The 16,276-nt window shown below is 44.6% G+C and carries 17 protein-coding genes and 1 pseudogene; 5 read left to right on the top strand and 13 right to left on the bottom strand.

Features of this window, described 5'->3' with window-relative positions:
• A pseudogene (locus tag RDK53_RS08895) lies at positions 1 to 86 on the top strand (IS200/IS605 family transposase); the annotation flags it as partial.
• A 49-nt stretch (positions 87 to 135) separates the two neighbouring features.
• Here the strand turns inward: RDK53_RS08895 and RDK53_RS08890 are convergent.
• The 5 genes from RDK53_RS08890 to RDK53_RS08870 all read right to left on the bottom strand — a co-directional run bounded on the left by RDK53_RS08890 (position 136) and on the right by RDK53_RS08870 (position 3,721).
• Positions 136 to 579: a zinc ribbon domain-containing protein gene (locus tag RDK53_RS08890; RefSeq protein ID WP_308514230.1), complete on the bottom strand. Its 444-nt coding sequence runs from the start codon at positions 577 to 579 to the stop codon at positions 136 to 138.
• A gap of 25 nt (positions 580 to 604) precedes the next feature.
• A complete protein-coding gene (locus RDK53_RS08885; protein ID WP_308514229.1) occupies positions 605 to 1,519 on the bottom strand; it encodes a cation diffusion facilitator family transporter in 915 nt (304 codons plus the stop codon).
• 86 nt (positions 1,520 to 1,605) lie between these two features.
• Entirely contained in the window at positions 1,606 to 2,298 is a 693-nt protein-coding gene (locus RDK53_RS08880) for a hypothetical protein (protein ID WP_308514228.1), read from the bottom strand.
• Between the two features lie 538 nt (positions 2,299 to 2,836).
• Positions 2,837 to 3,130, bottom strand: a complete 294-nt coding sequence (locus tag RDK53_RS08875) for a hypothetical protein (protein ID WP_277037021.1) — start codon at positions 3,128 to 3,130, stop codon at positions 2,837 to 2,839.
• Positions 3,131 to 3,172: 42 nt separating this feature from the next.
• Entirely contained in the window at positions 3,173 to 3,721 is a 549-nt protein-coding gene (locus RDK53_RS08870) for an N-acetyltransferase family protein (RefSeq protein ID WP_308514227.1), read from the bottom strand.
• Positions 3,722 to 3,983: 262 nt separating this feature from the next.
• Here RDK53_RS08870 and aroC point away from each other — a divergent pair, with 262 nt between their 5' ends.
• The gene (aroC, locus tag RDK53_RS08865) at positions 3,984 to 5,054 is read left to right on the top strand and encodes a chorismate synthase (RefSeq protein ID WP_308514226.1); all 1,071 of its coding nucleotides are present in this window, start codon (positions 3,984 to 3,986) and stop codon (positions 5,052 to 5,054) included.
• Positions 5,055 to 5,109: 55 nt separating this feature from the next.
• On the opposite strand, the gene RDK53_RS08860 is transcribed toward aroC, so the two are convergent.
• Together RDK53_RS08860 and murJ are read right to left on the bottom strand one after the other, a co-directional pair.
• A complete protein-coding gene (locus RDK53_RS08860; RefSeq protein WP_066592748.1) occupies positions 5,110 to 5,316 on the bottom strand; it encodes a hypothetical protein in 207 nt (68 codons plus the stop codon).
• A 96-nt stretch (positions 5,317 to 5,412) separates the two neighbouring features.
• The gene (gene murJ, locus RDK53_RS08855) at positions 5,413 to 6,963 is read right to left on the bottom strand and encodes a murein biosynthesis integral membrane protein MurJ (RefSeq protein ID WP_308514225.1); all 1,551 of its coding nucleotides are present in this window, start codon (positions 6,961 to 6,963) and stop codon (positions 5,413 to 5,415) included.
• 497 nt (positions 6,964 to 7,460) lie between these two features.
• Here murJ and rpsT point away from each other — a divergent pair, with 497 nt between their 5' ends.
• The gene (gene rpsT / locus RDK53_RS08850; RefSeq protein ID WP_066592754.1) at positions 7,461 to 7,724 is read left to right on the top strand and encodes a 30S ribosomal protein S20; all 264 of its coding nucleotides are present in this window, start codon (positions 7,461 to 7,463) and stop codon (positions 7,722 to 7,724) included.
• 179 nt (positions 7,725 to 7,903) lie between these two features.
• On the top strand, positions 7,904 to 9,082 hold the full coding sequence (locus RDK53_RS08845; RefSeq protein ID WP_308514224.1) for an aspartate aminotransferase family protein: 1,179 nt from the start codon (positions 7,904 to 7,906) through the stop codon (positions 9,080 to 9,082).
• A 71-nt stretch (positions 9,083 to 9,153) separates the two neighbouring features.
• Here the strand turns inward: RDK53_RS08845 and murB are convergent, their stop codons facing one another.
• From murB to xseB, 4 genes are read right to left on the bottom strand one after another with little or no spacing between them, the layout of a single operon-like run.
• Positions 9,154 to 10,185 (bottom strand): UDP-N-acetylmuramate dehydrogenase, encoded by a 1,032-nt coding sequence (murB, locus tag RDK53_RS08840; protein WP_308514231.1) that lies wholly within the window; start codon positions 10,183 to 10,185, stop codon positions 9,154 to 9,156.
• 10 nt (positions 10,186 to 10,195) lie between these two features.
• A complete protein-coding gene (gene dxs, locus RDK53_RS08835; RefSeq protein WP_308514223.1) occupies positions 10,196 to 12,061 on the bottom strand; it encodes a 1-deoxy-D-xylulose-5-phosphate synthase in 1,866 nt (621 codons plus the stop codon).
• Positions 12,062 to 12,063: 2 nt separating this feature from the next.
• On the bottom strand, positions 12,064 to 12,972 hold the full coding sequence (locus tag RDK53_RS08830) for a farnesyl diphosphate synthase (RefSeq protein WP_308514222.1): 909 nt from the start codon (positions 12,970 to 12,972) through the stop codon (positions 12,064 to 12,066).
• 18 nt (positions 12,973 to 12,990) lie between these two features.
• On the bottom strand, positions 12,991 to 13,245 hold the full coding sequence (gene xseB / locus RDK53_RS08825; RefSeq protein ID WP_308514221.1) for an exodeoxyribonuclease VII small subunit: 255 nt from the start codon (positions 13,243 to 13,245) through the stop codon (positions 12,991 to 12,993).
• 202 nt (positions 13,246 to 13,447) lie between these two features.
• Between xseB and RDK53_RS08820 the strand changes: the two genes are divergently transcribed.
• The gene (locus RDK53_RS08820; RefSeq protein ID WP_308514220.1) at positions 13,448 to 14,314 is read left to right on the top strand and encodes a sulfurtransferase; all 867 of its coding nucleotides are present in this window, start codon (positions 13,448 to 13,450) and stop codon (positions 14,312 to 14,314) included.
• A gap of 64 nt (positions 14,315 to 14,378) precedes the next feature.
• Here the strand turns inward: RDK53_RS08820 and RDK53_RS08815 are convergent, their stop codons facing one another.
• Both RDK53_RS08815 and RDK53_RS08810 read right to left on the bottom strand, forming a co-directional pair.
• Complete coding sequence (locus tag RDK53_RS08815) at positions 14,379 to 15,140, bottom strand: ZIP family metal transporter (RefSeq protein ID WP_308514219.1); 762 nt, start codon at positions 15,138 to 15,140, stop codon at positions 14,379 to 14,381.
• Between the two features lie 78 nt (positions 15,141 to 15,218).
• Positions 15,219 to 16,202 carry an NAD-dependent epimerase/dehydratase family protein gene (locus RDK53_RS08810; protein ID WP_308514218.1) on the bottom strand — a complete coding sequence of 328 codons (984 nt, stop codon included), beginning with the start codon at positions 16,200 to 16,202 and terminating at the stop codon, positions 15,219 to 15,221.
• Positions 16,203 to 16,276 lie beyond the last annotated feature (74 nt).

The following is a 16,276-nucleotide window of genomic DNA, read 5'->3' as shown; positions in this document are numbered from 1 at the left end:
CTCCTTCTTATTTTGCTGCAAGTTGTGGGGGTGCACCTATTTCTATTATCAAACAGTACATTGAACAACAGAATACGCCTTACTGAAAAAATTATTATATTCGACCCTTATATCACCGTCCTAAAGGACGGTGTTTTACAGGTGGGTCTGATAAATACAAGCAATTATTAAGATACCAATGATGATTGCCAAAATCCAATTTAAAAAATTAGGTTTCGGAGGCGTATTGAATTTCTCTAACTCCTGCGAACACTTAGGGCAAAACGTTGCACTCACCTTCCCGTTCACTACTTTGGCTTTAGGAATTATTGGTTCACCGCAATGTGGACACTTAACTTTCAAATCAACTGACGTAGGATCTGCGGAAACATTCTTTTGACGATGGTAAAGCTTGATGTTGTAAGGCTTATCTTCGATTAAAGTGAATTCAACAATATCTTTTAGGACAGGAGAATAGCCGCTACTTAATTGGTCGCTGGAAAAAGTAAAAATGTTATTTTTCCCGCAGTTAATCTCTCCCATGTTGCCATTGTCTATAACTTCAGTGACGACGCCTTTGAGTGTTACTTCGTTATCCATATTCTTTCTTCCTTTATTTTGCCGCTCAGGCATGCTCCTCTTCTTCCGGCTGAATGGTCACGTGAGTAATTCCAAATTTAGCTTCCAACTGATTCCTTGCGATGCTCAGAATCTCCGGCCATTTCTGGAAATCCAAAATGGTTACGTGAGCAGAAAGGGCAATTTCGTTTCCATCCATATTCCACACATGGAGATCATGAACAGACTTTACGCCCGGCACCTCTTCCAGCGTAGTTCCGACTTCCTCGTAAGAAATGTCCTCCGGAACACCGTCAAGTAAGAGTCGAAGAGACTTTTTGATGATGGAGTATGAAGAGTTCAGAATCAAACAGCTCACGAACATGGAAAGTACCGGGTCAGCTTGAATAGGACCGCCGAAATAAATGATCAAACCGGCCAAAATAGCGGCAATTGAGCCGAGCAAGTCGCCCATCACGTGAAGCAGTGCAGCTCGGGTATTTAAATTCTTGGAGTCGTGAGAAAGAATCCAAGCAACCAAAATATTCACAAGCAAACCGATAGAGGCCACGATAAAGACGCTTCCGCCTTCGACGGGCTGCGGATTTGCCAAACGTTCGACTGCTTCATAAAAAATCCAACCGACCACGAAGAACATCACGATGCCATTAATTAATGCCGCGACAACTTCCATTTTGGCGTAGCCGTAGGAGTATTTGACACTTGCTGCCTTTTGAGCCATGACACTAGCAGCAAAAGCAAACAGCAAAGAAGCCGAGTCAGTCACCATATGACCGGCATCGGACAACAGGGCCAAAGAATTGGCCAAGTAGCCGCCGATGATTTCCACCACGGCAAAACCCAAGGTCAAAGCAGATGCAAAGGCAAGGAGCTTTTTAGAAGATGATGTGTTTTTATGTATATAAGCCGAATCCCCTTTTTTATGGGACAACAACTCTGTATTTTTTAATGTATCGCTCATAATTCAGCCAGCAATTATGTTTTTTCCTCTATTCGACAATATTAGGGAGAAACCGTAATCTTAGGCCAATTACAAGTACAAAATGGTCAATGATCTGAAATTTCGTGTACTACCGGAAACGGCAGATCGGCAAGAGTCATCCCGAAGCCCTCCAGTAATTGATGAAGCAACGACAATTCTTCAGCCTTAGTCAGCTTATTTTTCTTGGATTCAAGAAATTTTTCCACGACCTTAATCAGAATTTCTTTACTTTCATGCGGAGAGAGGCGGCGAATAAGATCTTCTGTGCATTCGCAGCATCTTTTAAGAAGTCCTACACCCAAAATGCTGATTAAAGTTTCTTCGAAGCAGTCTTTGTTATAGCTAAAGGCTTTCTTTCTTCCGATAAACGGCATCACCAAAAAGAAAGTTCCAATGCCTAAGCTGCACGGGACAACGGTTCTTCCCAATAAGGAATTCGGAATGTCTAAAAGAGCTAACAAAACGCCAGCCAAAATAAAGCCGCCGCCAATTAACCACATCATCAGAGCGTCCGAAAGAAACTCCATTCTTCCCCAGCTGCTGACATAGGCTTGAATTCTATCTATCTGATTTGCGACATGAAGAGCTTGGGCGTGCGTATAACCGGCTTCACGCTCAATCATTCCAATATGAATGGAATCCAAATAATCCCATTCTTTTCTAGTTACTCTGTCCGGAGACTTTATTAGCTTTAAAAGCAAATGGGCGAACTTAAGACCTTCGTCCGTCTCTTCTTGGACGTAATGCTGCTCTGTCATGACCAAAATATTTTTCTAAAAGTAAGAGAATTTTAGCAAGTAAGAAACACCGAAAAAAATTCAATGCATAGAACTCTTTTTGAGTGCGTATTTGCAATAGGAAACCATCCGTAATTTAACAAATGCATACCTTTTTTGAGATAACTATTCTTAGGGTTTACTTTACTTTTTTTCGGGTTTGTTCTAGTATTTCGTTCGAGGGATTTATTTATCCCTCACTCCTTGGGATTTGAGGTTACCAAGCTGAGAATTTTCTTTCCGGACTGCTCAAACAGTCTGAAGTAAATTCCACTTGGATTTGAGGATTGAGTTCCCGTTAACTCTGTGGAACATATGCCGCTCGACACTTTATGTGCGAGTGGCTTTTTTTTTTCGTTTTTCGAGGTCGTATCTCCGGATTTTTCGGCTAAAAACTCGCCTTGTTCTGCAACGCATCAGCGGAAAAAGAGAAATAATTTAGGCGCTCCCGAACCTTAAAACTCCCAAAACGCCTCAAGAATTAACCTTCCTCCAGGAGGAAAGGAAGGATCCTAAATTTTTAATTGTTTCGTTGCTTTTCCGGACAAAGTGCCGGTGTGCCATACATCGGAAGGACCGGCGGGAAGGAAATAATATCGTCATCAGACATTTGCATCAGTGCCTCCGGACCATCCTCAGCACTGTGATAAGCGTAATTCAGCTTTGCATAGACGTTAATGATGCCCTCATCCAAAATCTCTTTGACTTCCTCAGGACTGTCTTCAATTTCGGCAATCAAATCTTGCAGGGCCTCAAGGGCGTCCGTTAAGGTTGCTACGCTCCATTCTGCATCGTACTTTTGTTCATCGCTCATGACTATTTCCAGTTAAGAGAAGAATTATCGAATTACATCATTTTAATTCGCTTCGCCGGACAAAGTCGGTGCATCCGCATCACCAGGCTGAAGAACTCGTTGATAAACCAACGTATCGAGCCAGCGGCCCAATTTCCAACCGACTGATTTCAATTCTCCGACTCTCTCAAATTTGCAATTCTCATGAAGAGCGATTGCAGCTTTGTTTTCTTTATCGCCGATATAAGCAATCATCTGACGATAGCCCTTGCTTTCGCACTCTGCGATCAGTGCCGTAAGGAGCTGCGTTCCTACACCATCACCTTGAGCTTCTGGATGAACAAAAACGAAGTCACGGACAGTATTGACATATCCCTGCTCCGGACTAAACGGTAAAACATAGGCAAATCCTACAACCTCTCCGGAAACTTCAGCTACAAAACAAGGGCAATGATGCTCTTCAGCATATTCTCTTGTTCTTTCGATATCCTTAGAAGAGGGTAACCGCAAATCTAAGCTGCCCGTTCCCATCACCACAATCTGACTATAGAGACACAGCATCGCCTCTATATCGTCTTTGCTTGCATTTCTGATTGATACTTCGAGACTCACTTTTTCCTCCTGTAATGCAAAACATTCTAAGAAGAATTTGTTACAAAAAACAGATCCTCACACCTGAATAGGTACTGATAACGCGTTGGACTCAACCGATTTTTGAATCTTTCTCTGTTTTAGAAATTCGTCAATGTCTTTTGACCAACAGAGCTCTACAAGTAAAGTTAACTTTTTCCAAATTCAAAAAAGTTCTGTCCTCTTTCCTTTTGAGTTTCTTTCTCTCCTACAATTTTGAGCACAGACTAAAAAGAGGAAAGATATGGCGGGTTCAAGTATCGGTAAATTGTTGGTAGTCACAAATTTCGGAGAGTCTCATGGTCCGGCTATCGGTGCAGTTGTTGACGGGGTTCCTCCCGGGATGAAGCTGGATGTCAACGATATCCAAGTAGAACTTGACAGAAGAAAACCCGGGACTTCCCGGCACGTGACTCAACGAAAAGAAAGCGATACGGTTGAGATCCTTTCCGGTGTCTACAACGGTGTAACAACCGGCACTCCAATCGGCCTTCTTATTCGAAATGAAGACCAAAAGAGCAAAGACTATTCCGAAATTGCAAATCTTTACCGTCCGGCTCATGCCGATTGGACATACGCTCAAAAATACGGAATCCGAGATCCGCGCGGAGGCGGCCGGAGTTCTGCAAGGCTGACTGCCCCGACGGTGGCGGCCGGTGCAATCGCAAAGAAATGGCTGAAGGAACAGTTCAATGTCAATATCCAAGCTTGCTTGGTTCAATTAGGAAATCTTGAACTACCCATTAATGATTGGGATGAAGTCGATCAAAATAGCTTCTTCTGTGCCGATAAAGAAATCATTCCTCAATTAGAAAGTTTCATGGATAGTCTCAGGAAATCCGGAGACTCTGCCGGCGGAAAAGTTTTTGTTAAAGCTGAAAATGTCCCCGTTGGTATCGGTCAGCCTATTTATGACCGACTGGATGCAGAATTGGCATTCGCCTTTATGGGACTCAATGCCGTTAAGGGAGTTGAAATCGGAGAAGGCATCAAAGCAGCTGGATTAAAAGGCAGCCAAAACGCCGATCAGATGGACTCTAAGGCTAAAGATCATTTTTTGAGCAATCATTCCGGCGGCATCTTAGGAGGGATTTCTACCGGCCAAACGGTTTACGCAACCGTTTCCATCAAACCTACCCCTTCTATCCGCTTGCCCTTAGCAACGTTGAATTCTCAGATGCAAGATACTACGGTGAGCACAAAAGGCAGACACGACCCTTGTGTCTCGATTAGAGCCGTTCCTGTACTTGAGGCTCTTATGGCCCTTGTTCTCATGGACCTGATTCTTCAAAACCACGCTCAGACCGGATGGTAAAAGCTAAAGTTTGACCTCTGCTGAATCAACAGTCAGAGGTCTTTTTCCAACAAAATTACTTAGAACAGCCGCATCCGCAGTCAGTTGCAGCTTCGACTTCTGCATCCATCAATGCTTCAGTTTCAAGCTGTTCTTTTTCTTCTTTTGCTTCTTTCTTGGATTTGGTAGAACAACAGCAACCGCAGTCGGTAGCTGCCTCAACTTCTGCATCCATGAGTGCTTCGGTTTCTACTTGTTCCTTTAATTCTTCTTTCTTGCTCATCGGAAAATCTCCTACACAGTTAGATTATTTATATTGATTGTGCAGGAGAAAGTCCCGGGTATTGGGCGAAATGCACAAAAATGAGACCTTTGAGGACTATTCAACGTCTTTGACTCGCAAATCAGAAAGCCTGTAACCGCAAACAAAAAGCATGAATAAATACGCAAAGCCGGCAACGGCAATCAGTCCGCAGAGGATGGTCATTTTCATGGCCCAGCTCATTTGCAGATGCGCCCAATCAATTTGCATCTGGGCAGCGAAAAGAATCGCGCACAACACAACTGAGGAAACAAATACCGACATAAACAGCTTCCTCCAGCCCTCAACCGGGGTAAAAATCTTTCGTTTTCTCAGAATGCAAAGAAGAATCGTACTGTTAAAACAAGCCCCGAGCCCTACTGACAACGCCAATCCGGCATGAGCAAATAAAGGAACATTAATAAGGTTAAAAAGCTGAGTGACAATCAGAGCTGCGCAAGCCACTTTGACCGGGGTTTTAATGTCTTTTTGAGCATAAAAACCCGGGGCAAGAATCTTAATTCCAATCAAACCGATAAGTCCTATGGAATAGCCCAAAACTGCATTTGAAGTTTGGACAACATCGTTCGGCCCGAACAATTTGCTTTGAAAAAGGACGGATACCAAAGCATCCGAAAGAAAGGCCAAGCCTAAAGCCGCAGGAATGGCAAAAGCAATAATCAGCTTGAGCCCCCAGTTGAGCAACGCGTTATATTTATCCATCGAGCCCTTTGCAAAAGCAGCCGAAAGACTTGGAAGCAGAACCGTACCAAGAGCCACGCCAAGCAAAGCGGTTGGGAACTCCATCAAACGGTCGGCATAAGTCAGCCAAGTAACCGAACCTTCCGCTAGGAAAGAAGCGATATTGGTATTAATAAGAATAGAAATATGTGCAACGCCGACCGCAAACAAAGCCGGGACCATAAGTTTTAGGACTCTCCTTACGGCCGGATCCTTAAGAGCAGTAAGCGGAGAAACAGGCTTCGGCAACAAGCCTCTCTTCCACAACGCAGGAATTTGAACAGCCAGCTGCAGAAAGCCGCCTGCCATGACGCCGATTGCCAAAGCAAAGATCGGCCTTTCCATATGCGGCGCTAAAAACAAAGTAGCGCAAATCAAAGACAGATTCAAAAGAATTGGAACAGCAGCCGGAATCGCAAATTCTTTCCATGTATTCAAAATGGATGAACTAAGGGCAACCATTGACATGAAAAAAATGTACGGGAACATAATTCTTGTCAACTGGCTTGCTGTAGTGAATGTCTGCGGTTCTTCATACAAGCCTGAGGCAATAATCCAAACAAGAATCGGCGCACATAGAGAGCCTAAAACGCTGATAAGAAGAACGACACTGGCCAATAAACTTGCAACTCTGTCAATAAACGTCTTAGCTTCATCTTGTGCCTTAGTAGACTTTGCATCGGCAAGCATCGGTACAAAAGCTTGCTGAAAAGCACCTTCCGCAAAAAGACGGCGTAACAAATTCGGAAGCCGGAATGCAACGTAGTAGGCGTCGGTATCTCCGCTTACGCCGAAAAATCGTGCAATTAAAATATCTCTGATAAGACCTGTGATTCTTGAGATAAGAGTCATGCCCGAAATCACTGCTGCACTTCTAAAAATACTCACATCTACCTCTTAATCTCTTTTTGCGTATAGGAAAACTAAAAACAGGTGCCGAGACGTCCTCGGCTTTTAAAGCACAACATTCTAATCGTGTGAAATGCAGACTTCGGGATTTATCCGCAAATCAGTCCTAAAAATAACAGTTTGCGTGCGAATTTGTCCGCTCTCTTAAGTTAATGAAAAAGTTTTTAGAATCTCGAACAACATGTTGTTTTCAAGAACTAATCTTTTTCGGCAACAACCAATTCGGGTTTGTTCCTAGCGGAAAGATTTTTCTTGAAATATAGTCCTGAAATATGCCAAAAGATACATTTTTACAATACTTTCACATAGTCCATTAATTTTAATTTTGTTGTATACTCTCGGACTTGTTTGATGACGGCTGCCTCGGAACTGTCGTCTAGTATTAATTTTATTTAACAACCGGCCTAGCCCTAATATTGCAGTGGCAACCGGTGATTTTTTGTACAAGCCACTCGCATAGGCAAGGAATTTAAACAATGGCAAATACTAAACAAGCTCGCAAGCGCGCTATTCAGTCTGTTGCTCGCAACAAGCACCTCTCTGCTCAGCGTTCTCGCTATCGTACAGCAATCAAATCCGTCCGCAAAGCTATCGCTACTGGCGATAAGGCTGCTGCTCAGCAGGCTTACACTGCTGCTCAGTCCGTTATTGACTCCATGGCTGATAAGAAAGTTCTTCACAAGAACGCAGCTGCTCGTCATAAGAGCCGTTTGACCGCATTTATCAAGGCAATGGCCTAATAATTCGGACGAATTCGTTAAGGGGACCTTCGCGGTCCCTTTTTTCATGCGTGTTTGCCACAAATGCCATGAAATAAATTCTTTCCTTATTCAATCTTCTTTACATTAAATCTATAATTCGAGAATTAACCTCGAATTTGAGGATTTTTTATAACATCTTTGTAAGGATAGGTTTGCCAATGTCAAATCTGATGAATACCTACGGCCGTCTCCCTGTCGAATTTGATCATGGACAAGGTGTTTGGCTTTGGGATAAAGAAGGTAATAAATACTTAGATGCGCTCGCCGGTATCGCTGTTAATGCTGTCGGACATGCCCATCCTCGCCTTGTAAAGGCCATCAGTGATCAAGCATCGAAGTTAATTCACTGCTCTAATTATTTCCAAATCAGCCTTCAAGAACAGGTAGCTGCCAAGCTGCTCGAACATTCCGGATTAGACGCTGTTTTCTTCTGCAACAGCGGCCTCGAAGCCAACGAATGTGCCTTTAAGATTGCTCGAAAATACGGTCATCAGAAAGGAATCAAGGTTCCTACCATCGTCGTTCTCAAAAAAGCATTCCACGGACGTTCAATCTCTACTTTGTCTGCGACCGGCAATCCCGGCGTTCGTAAAGATTTCGATCCGTTCATGGAAGGCATCATTCAAATTGATGAAAATGATTTAGACGGACTGCGTGAACTGGCCAAGACCAATAAAGATATCGTTGCTTTGATGTTTGAGCCGATTCAAGGTGAAGGCGGAGTCAATCCGATTGATCTGTCCGCCATGAAAGAATACCGCCAAATCTGCGACGAAAATGATTGGCTTTTAATGGTTGACGAAATCCAATGTGGGCTCGGACGTTCCGGCAAATGGTTTGCTCATCAATGGGCAGAAATTAAACCTGACGTCATGACCTTGGCTAAAGGACTTGCCGGCGGAGTTCCTGTTGGTGCCGTCGTGGTTGACAACAAAGCCAATATCTTCACACCGGGCAACCACGGTTCTACTTTCGGCGGCAATCCTCTGGCGATGCGCGCTGCATTGGAAACTTTGAGCATTATCGAAGATGAAAATCTTGTTGAAAATGCCTACAACGTTGGTAAGAAGCTTAAGAAAGATCTTTCTAAGTCTTTAAACGGTTTCTCCGGTGTTCTTGAAATCAGAGGAAAAGGCTTAATGCTCGGTGTAGTACTCGACCGTGACGCACATGATTTGTTGGAACCGGCTCTTAAAGCAGGTTTGACGTTCAGCGTCACAGCCGGCAATGTGATCCGACTTGTTCCTCCGCTAATCCTTACGGAAACTGAAGCTGAAGAAATCGTTAAGCGTCTTACTCCGCTGATTCGTGCTTTCTTAGCCCAGCCTAAAGTCTAAGGCTCTGCGCCTGATGCCAAAAAGCGAACTCCGATGAGTTCGCTTTTTGTTGGCGGAAAGAAAAGTCAGAACTAGACTATAACGACTTCCGGCTCAAGCTTTACGTTAAAGCAGTTTTTGACACGGACGCGAATATCTTGCGCCATCCCGACAACGTCTTCGCCGAAAGCACTGCCGTAATTGACAATAATCAAAGGCTGTTTTTCATAGACGCCGACATCGCCCATTCTTAAGCCTTTTAATCCCGCATTATCGATAAGCCAAGCTGCCGACACTTTATAGCGTCCTCCGGCCATCGGATAAGCGACCACTGACGGATTCTTTTCTTGCAGGGCGTGAAATTCTTCACGGCTTAATACCGGATTCTTGAAGAAACTGCCTGCACTTCCAAGTTTATGAGGAGAGGGAAGTTTTCTCTTTCTGATAGCAATCACGGAATTGTAGATATCCGTTGGATGAAGCTCGGGTGCGTGATTGGACTGCAGATGCTCTCTCAAGTCCTTATAGCTAATCACCGGTTCCCATTTCTTTGGCAGCTTGAAAGTCACAGAGGTGATAAAAGCATTCTTCATTTCCGGCTTCTTGAACACAGAAGTTCTATAGCCGAAATCGCACTCTTCATTGCTGAGGACTTTACGTTCTTTGGTCTTCAGATCAAAATATTCAACGCAATGAATTCTCTCGGCCACTTCCATACCGTAAGCACCGATATTCTGAATCGGAGCACCGCCTACCGTTCCCGGAATCAAAGTAAGGTTTTCTAAACCGGGCTTTTTCGCATCCAATGTTCTTAGAATAAAACTGTGCCAATCTTCACCGGAAGCTGCTTTTACGTAGTAGAACTCCTCATCCTCGCCGGCTGCTTCAACCCCATAAAGATGGTTGCGGAGAATAATTCCATCGAAATCCTGACTGAACAAAATATCAGAACCGCCCCCGAGAATTAAGAATCTTTTCTCCGGGTATTGGGAAAGGAAGTCCGCAGCCTTCTCTAAATCCTCGGCGGTTTCAATATCAGCGAATTCTTTGGCTTTCGCAGTTATCCTAAATGTATTTAACTTCGTGAGGTCAACGTCATTCTTAACGGAAAAGCTCATAAAGATGCTCCGATTCTTATGCTTTTAATCTATTTAGTATTTTCTCTCTAATACTGTCGTTATCCAAGCCGCATTCCTTAAACAAGGAAGGATTGTCTCCTTGTTCCACAAACTTGTCAGGAATGCCGACTTGCAAAACTGGAAGTGCGCCGCCAAATTCTGCAATGGCTTCCAAACAAGCAGAGCCAGCTCCGCCTTGAATAACATTTTCTTCAGCGGTCACAATTAAATCATGATTTTCGGCCGCTTCTTTAATAATTTCTTTATCCAAAGGTTTCACGAACCTCATATCGACAAGAGTTGCATCAAGTTCTTCTGCCAGCGGGAGCAATTGATACACCATGGAGCCAAAAGCCAAAATGGCCACACGTTTTCCTTTTTCTGCCCCTGATTGTCTCATCACTCTTGCCTTGCCAAGCGGAAGCTCCCGCATCTCCTCGACAATCTCAACGCCCGGTCCCTTCCCTCTCGGATAGCGGACAACAGCCGGACCGTTGTATTTATAGCCGGTATAGAGCATTTGGCGCGTTTCATTCTCATCACTTGGAGCCATGATGACCAAATTCGGAATGCAGCGCAGGAAAGAAAGATCGAAGGCTCCGTGATGGGTTGCGCCGTCAGCCCCTACAATGCCGCCTCTGTCAAGCGGAAAGAGAACCGGCAGATTCTGCAGAGCTACATCATGGACGATCTGGTCGAAGGCTCTCTGGGAAAAAGTTGAGTAGATCGCACAGACAGGCTTCATGCCGTCAATTGCCAAGCCGGCGGCAAATGTCACGGCATGCTGTTCAGCAATGGCAACATCAAAAAATCTATCCGGGAACTTCTTAGCAAAATTAGTAAGCCCCGAACCGGATTCCATTGCCGGCGTAATCCCAACAATCTTCTTATCTTTGGCTCCTATCTCGCAAAGCCAGTCACTAAAAACTTCCGTATAAGTCTTTGCATGAGCTTTAGCTTGAATTCCGACTTTCACATCAAACGGTGAGATGCCGTGGTACTGTGTCGGATCATGAGCAGCCGGCTCATAACCGTGCCCCTTCTCAGTGACAATATGAAGAACCAGTGGCCCGGGCAACTCTTTCATGTTCTTGAGCAAAGGAATCAAAGCTTTCAAATCATGTCCGTCGATAGGACCATGATAATTAAGACCAAACTCTTCAAAAAGTGTGGAGGCAGGAGCTACGATGCCCTTACTGTATTCTTCGGCCTTTCTTGTCAAATCATAAAGGCGCGGAATCGGGCGGACCAAAGCCTTTACTGATTCACGAGCTTGGGCGTAAAAGCGTCCGCTCATCAAACTAAAGAAATGCTTGCTCAATGCTCCTACGGGAGGAGAAATAGAACAATCATTATCATTTAGGATAACCAAAAGACGAATGTCTTTCATGTCCCCTGCACAGTTCATAGCCTCAAATACCATGCCTGCGGTCATTGCTCCGTCGCCGATAACTGCCACGTGATGCCGGTCTCTGAGTCCTCTTTCACGCGCGGAGACTGCCATACCTAAGGCGGCGGAGATGGAAGTTGAAGAGTGACCGGTTCCGAATGCATCGAATTCACTCTCGGTAATCTTCGGGAACCCGGATAAACCTTGGTATTGGCGTAGATGAGCCATCTGTTCTCTTCTGCCGGTAAGAATCTTATGGGCATATGCCTGATGGCCGACGTCCCAAATCAACTTGTCTTCAGGAGTGTCAAAAACGTAGTGAATTGCAATGGCTAATTCGACACAGCCCAAAGAGGAAGACAGATGCCCTCCGGTTTTTGAGACTGAATCAATAATAAAGGCCCGAAGCTCTTTTGCTAAGACCTCAAGCTCCGGAATACTGAGTTTTTTTAGATCTCCGGGAGAATTAACAGTTTCAAGCAGCTCATACATAGTTAGTGATCCCGGGAATAAATAAAGTCGGCAATTTCTCTGAGACGGAGTGTTTTATTACCGCCGACGATATTTTCAATTTTTTGCACTGACGCTAGGGCCAGCTCATATTGTTCTTTTGCTAACTCACGAGATTTATCTAATCCTAAAATAGAAACGTAAGTCGGCTTGTTTTCTAATGCGTCTTTACCGGCCGTTTTACCAAGCTTCTCTGCGCTTGAGACAACGTCCAAAATGTCATCAACAATCTGAAAAAGCAAACCTACGGCATTACCGTAGGATGAAAGTGCTTCAACCAATTCCTCGCTGGACGATTCTTCTTTCGCACACCAAATGCCCGACATAACGGCAGCATGAAGAAGAGTCCCTGTCTTCAAGGCATGCATATGCCGGAGCTCTTCCAAAGTCATCTTTTTACCGACCATAGATAAATCGATGGCTTGTCCGCCGCACATACCGCGGCTCGAAGCGGCGTCGGCAAGTAAAGAAATAAGAACAAGCTTTTGGTGAGGATTAAGAGTAGTCTCGGAAATATAAATGAAGGCTTCCGGCTGAAGCGCGTCTCCGGCAAGCATTGCCATCGCCTCGCCGTATTTTGCGTGAGTTGTGGGCTTTCCGTGACGCAGCATATCATTATCCATGCAGGGAAGATCATCATGGATCAATGAATATGAATGAACGCACTCGATAGCAAGAGCCACTCTGTCTGCGTTGTGCTCATCAGCCCCAAATAGTTCGCTTACTGCGTATACCAGTAGAGGACGGACTCTTTTTCCGCCTCCTATAACGGAATAACGCATGGCTTCATGCAGGATTTTGGGTTCAAGATCTGTTGGAGGCAAAAGCTCTCCTGCAGCTACCTCCACTCTTTGCTGGCAATCTTTGACCCACTCATTAAAACTTTTACTCATATTTCTTTTTATTGTTAACTAAAAAGGCACATCGTCTTTTAAGTCTGAAGAAGTGATTGCAGTCAGTTCGGAATCCAGCTTCTGAATTTTTTTCTGAGCTTCATCCAAAAGTTTTTGACAATGAGAACCTAACTCGATACCTCTCTGATATGTCGCCACGGACTCTTCCAGAGTAAGACCACCTTGGCTCATTTTATTGGAAAGTTGTTCCAATTCAGCCAAAGCCTCTTCGTAGGACATTTGAGAAATTTCCTTTGTTTTATCTTGTGCCATTTTTCTTGCTTTTCTCAGAAAGTAGTACTTTACCTAACTTTATCCTATTTAAAAAGATTTTAAATGGTTAAAGGTCTAGAAAGCGCATGAAATTCAGATCTGAAAGATATTCAAACGAATTCTATACGCCTCAGAAAACACCAGGATTTCGTTCCATGCCTTCGAACCAAACATTACAATCTCGGCATTAACCGGAGAGATTATGATTTATACCACTTTGATGAATGTTCAGGAACTCCACGCAATCCTTGTTAATCAAAAGATTACAGGCAAAAAAGTTCCTCTTTGTGTTCTTGACTGCCGCTGCAGCATCGGAAATCCGGACATCGGCATTGAACTTTATAAAGAAGGTCATATCCCGGGCGCGGTTCTATGCGATTTTGATAGAGTTGTTACAGGCAAGGTCTGTCACGGAACAGGCCGCCACCCAATGCCCGACCGAGAAACTTTTATCAAGAACATGGAAGCCCTCGGCGTAAGTTCCGATAAACAGATTGTCATTTACGACCAAGGAGGACTTGGATTTGCTACTAGGTTGTGGTTCCAGCTTCGCTGGATCGGTCTGGAAAAAGTCGCAGTACTCGACGGCGGTTATCAAGCATGGGTAAATCAGAAATTCCCCGTTTCGACTGAACCAGCCGTTCCGGAGGCCGGTGTGATTAACGCTAACGAACCGTTTGAAATCCCAACAGAAATGAAAACGGTGCAGGATAATTTAAATACTCATGAGTATCTTGTCGTGGATGCCCGCTCAGAGTCTCGTTTCCATGGTATCGGCGAAACTATTGATAAAAAGGCGGGGCACATTCCGGGTTCCGTTTGCCGTCCCGGCTCTATGAACTTCAACAAAGACGGAACTTTCAAATCTCCGGTTGAACTTCGTAAAGAATTTCTTGAGTTGTTGAACGGCAGAAAACCGGGCCAAATCATCAATAGTTGCGGCTCGGGGGTTAATGCCTCCGTTAATCTATTTGCAATGGATTTATGCGGTTTAGTCGGATCCCATCTTTACACAGGTTCTTGGAGCCAATGGATTGACGATGAATCAAATCCAATTGTCTGCAACTAGCAGCAATACTTTTTTCTCGGAGGTTTAGGAATCCGTAAACCTCCGAGAAATTCAAGGATGCAGATTAATGCGTATGCAAAGACCCAGTCGCTACGATTGCAAGCAGAACGCCTAAGACAATAAAGAGCATCTGCGTAAAAAAGGCAGTTCTGCCCTTCTTGATCATCTCCGGCATCAAATCGGACAAAGCAATGTAAATAAAGCTTGCCGCAGCCACTGCAAATGCGTATGGGATAAGCCAGCTGACTTTGTCTAAGAGGAAGTAGCCGAGAATCCCGCCGATAACGGACGTAAAGCCCGAAAGCAGGTTATAGAACAAGGCTCGGCCTTTACTGAAGCCGGAATGAAGAAGAACCATAAAGTCTCCGACCTCTTGCGGAATTTCATGGGCCATAATGGCCAACGCCGTAATCCAACCTAAACTCGGTGTCACCATAAAGGCGCTGGCAATCAATACGCCGTCTGTCAAATTGTGGAAGGCGTCTCCAAGAAGAATCGCTTGACCTCCTCTGCCTTGGCTTTTTCTGCTCTCTTCGATCATTTGAGAAACATTTTCTGCTTCATGATGAGAGAAAAATTGTTCAATGCCGAAAAGAATCAAAACGCTTAACAGAAGAGTCCATCCGATATAGGTCGCATCTTCATGATGCTCAAAGGCCTCCGGAAGAAGATGCGTGAAAGAAACGGCCAAGAGAAGTCCTGCCGACAGGCATAACATCTTGGACATATATCTATCCAAGAATCGAAAACTAATCAACCCGGCCAACACTATAGAAAGCGCCGAGGATATAACTGTTGCTAAGATAATTTGCAGGACTATTGACATACGTTTCCTTTCCGTGCGTTAGAGTACTACGCCCGGAACAAAAATTCGCCAAAAAGAGCTTAATTCAAGAAAAAGTCTTCATCCTTCTTCTTTGCGAACGCTAAGTTTTTCTTTTTTATACCAGCTTCTTGTGAACGCCTCTTCGACGCTAATCGGCGGGATCCAATTTAAAATCAAACGGTTTTTAGTTATGTCTTCAACGCGGCTTTCAAAGAAAAATTCTCCCCAAGTTCGCCTTCCGATGTAGCTATTGAAAAGAGAAAGGAGCTTTTTAGGGAACGGCCACAGCATGCACGGCCGATGTCCGGTTCTAGCAAGCAGCTTAAAAATCTGCAGTGTTGACAAATCCTGACCGTCGCTCACCAGAAAAACTTCATTGGCGGCTTTCTCATGCACGGAGACGCACCTTAGAAAATCCACAAGATTATCAATACTAACCAATGAGCGCTCGTTATCTCCCGTACTGCCCAATGGAAGCGGCAGGCAGAACTGAACCATCAGTTGAACGGCTCTGAAAAGATTGCTGCACTCGGGTCCGTAAACCATAGGACAGCGGACGATCACAAGCTCCATTTTGCTTTCTTCCGCTATTTTTCTGACTTCTCTCTCGGCCGCAAGCATGGTCTTACCAAGAGCAAGTTTCGGACGCGGTACCGAGTCGGCATAGAACTTTTTGCCCGGCGGCGTGACTTCCCCGTCAACCTCTATGGTGCTGAGAAAAACAAATCTTTTTACGCCCGCCTGAGCAGCGGCTTGCGCAAGATAGACTGAACCAAGCACAAATATTCTTTGCAATGTCGAAATTTCAACCGGCGTTCCGTGATTGGCTTTCTCTAGGGCACTGGCATGCACCACGACATCGACCCCTTCCAGTGCTTCACGAAGATTCGGTCTTTCTTCGAACGGTTCACAGCAAAAACATGAAACTTCCGGGTGGTCCACCATTTTCTCAATGCGGGAAGTCACGCGCACGTCGAATTCCTTTTTGCGCTTTAATAGATCTAATACCATGGCGTTGCCGACATATCCGCAGCATCCGGTAATGAGGATTTTAGTTTTCATGTGCTCAGTATTTAGCCAAATGTTAGGTACATTTAACGTTTATTTTTTCATTCGGGAGAACGCAACTGCTGGTG

Origin of the sequence: uncultured Turicimonas sp. (assembly GCF_902477955.1) — a bacterium.
Classification (GTDB): Bacteria; Pseudomonadota; Gammaproteobacteria; order Burkholderiales; family Burkholderiaceae_F; genus Turicimonas.
The sequence above is the reverse complement of the archived record's forward strand: the minus strand, read 5'-3'. Positions and strand labels throughout refer to the sequence as shown.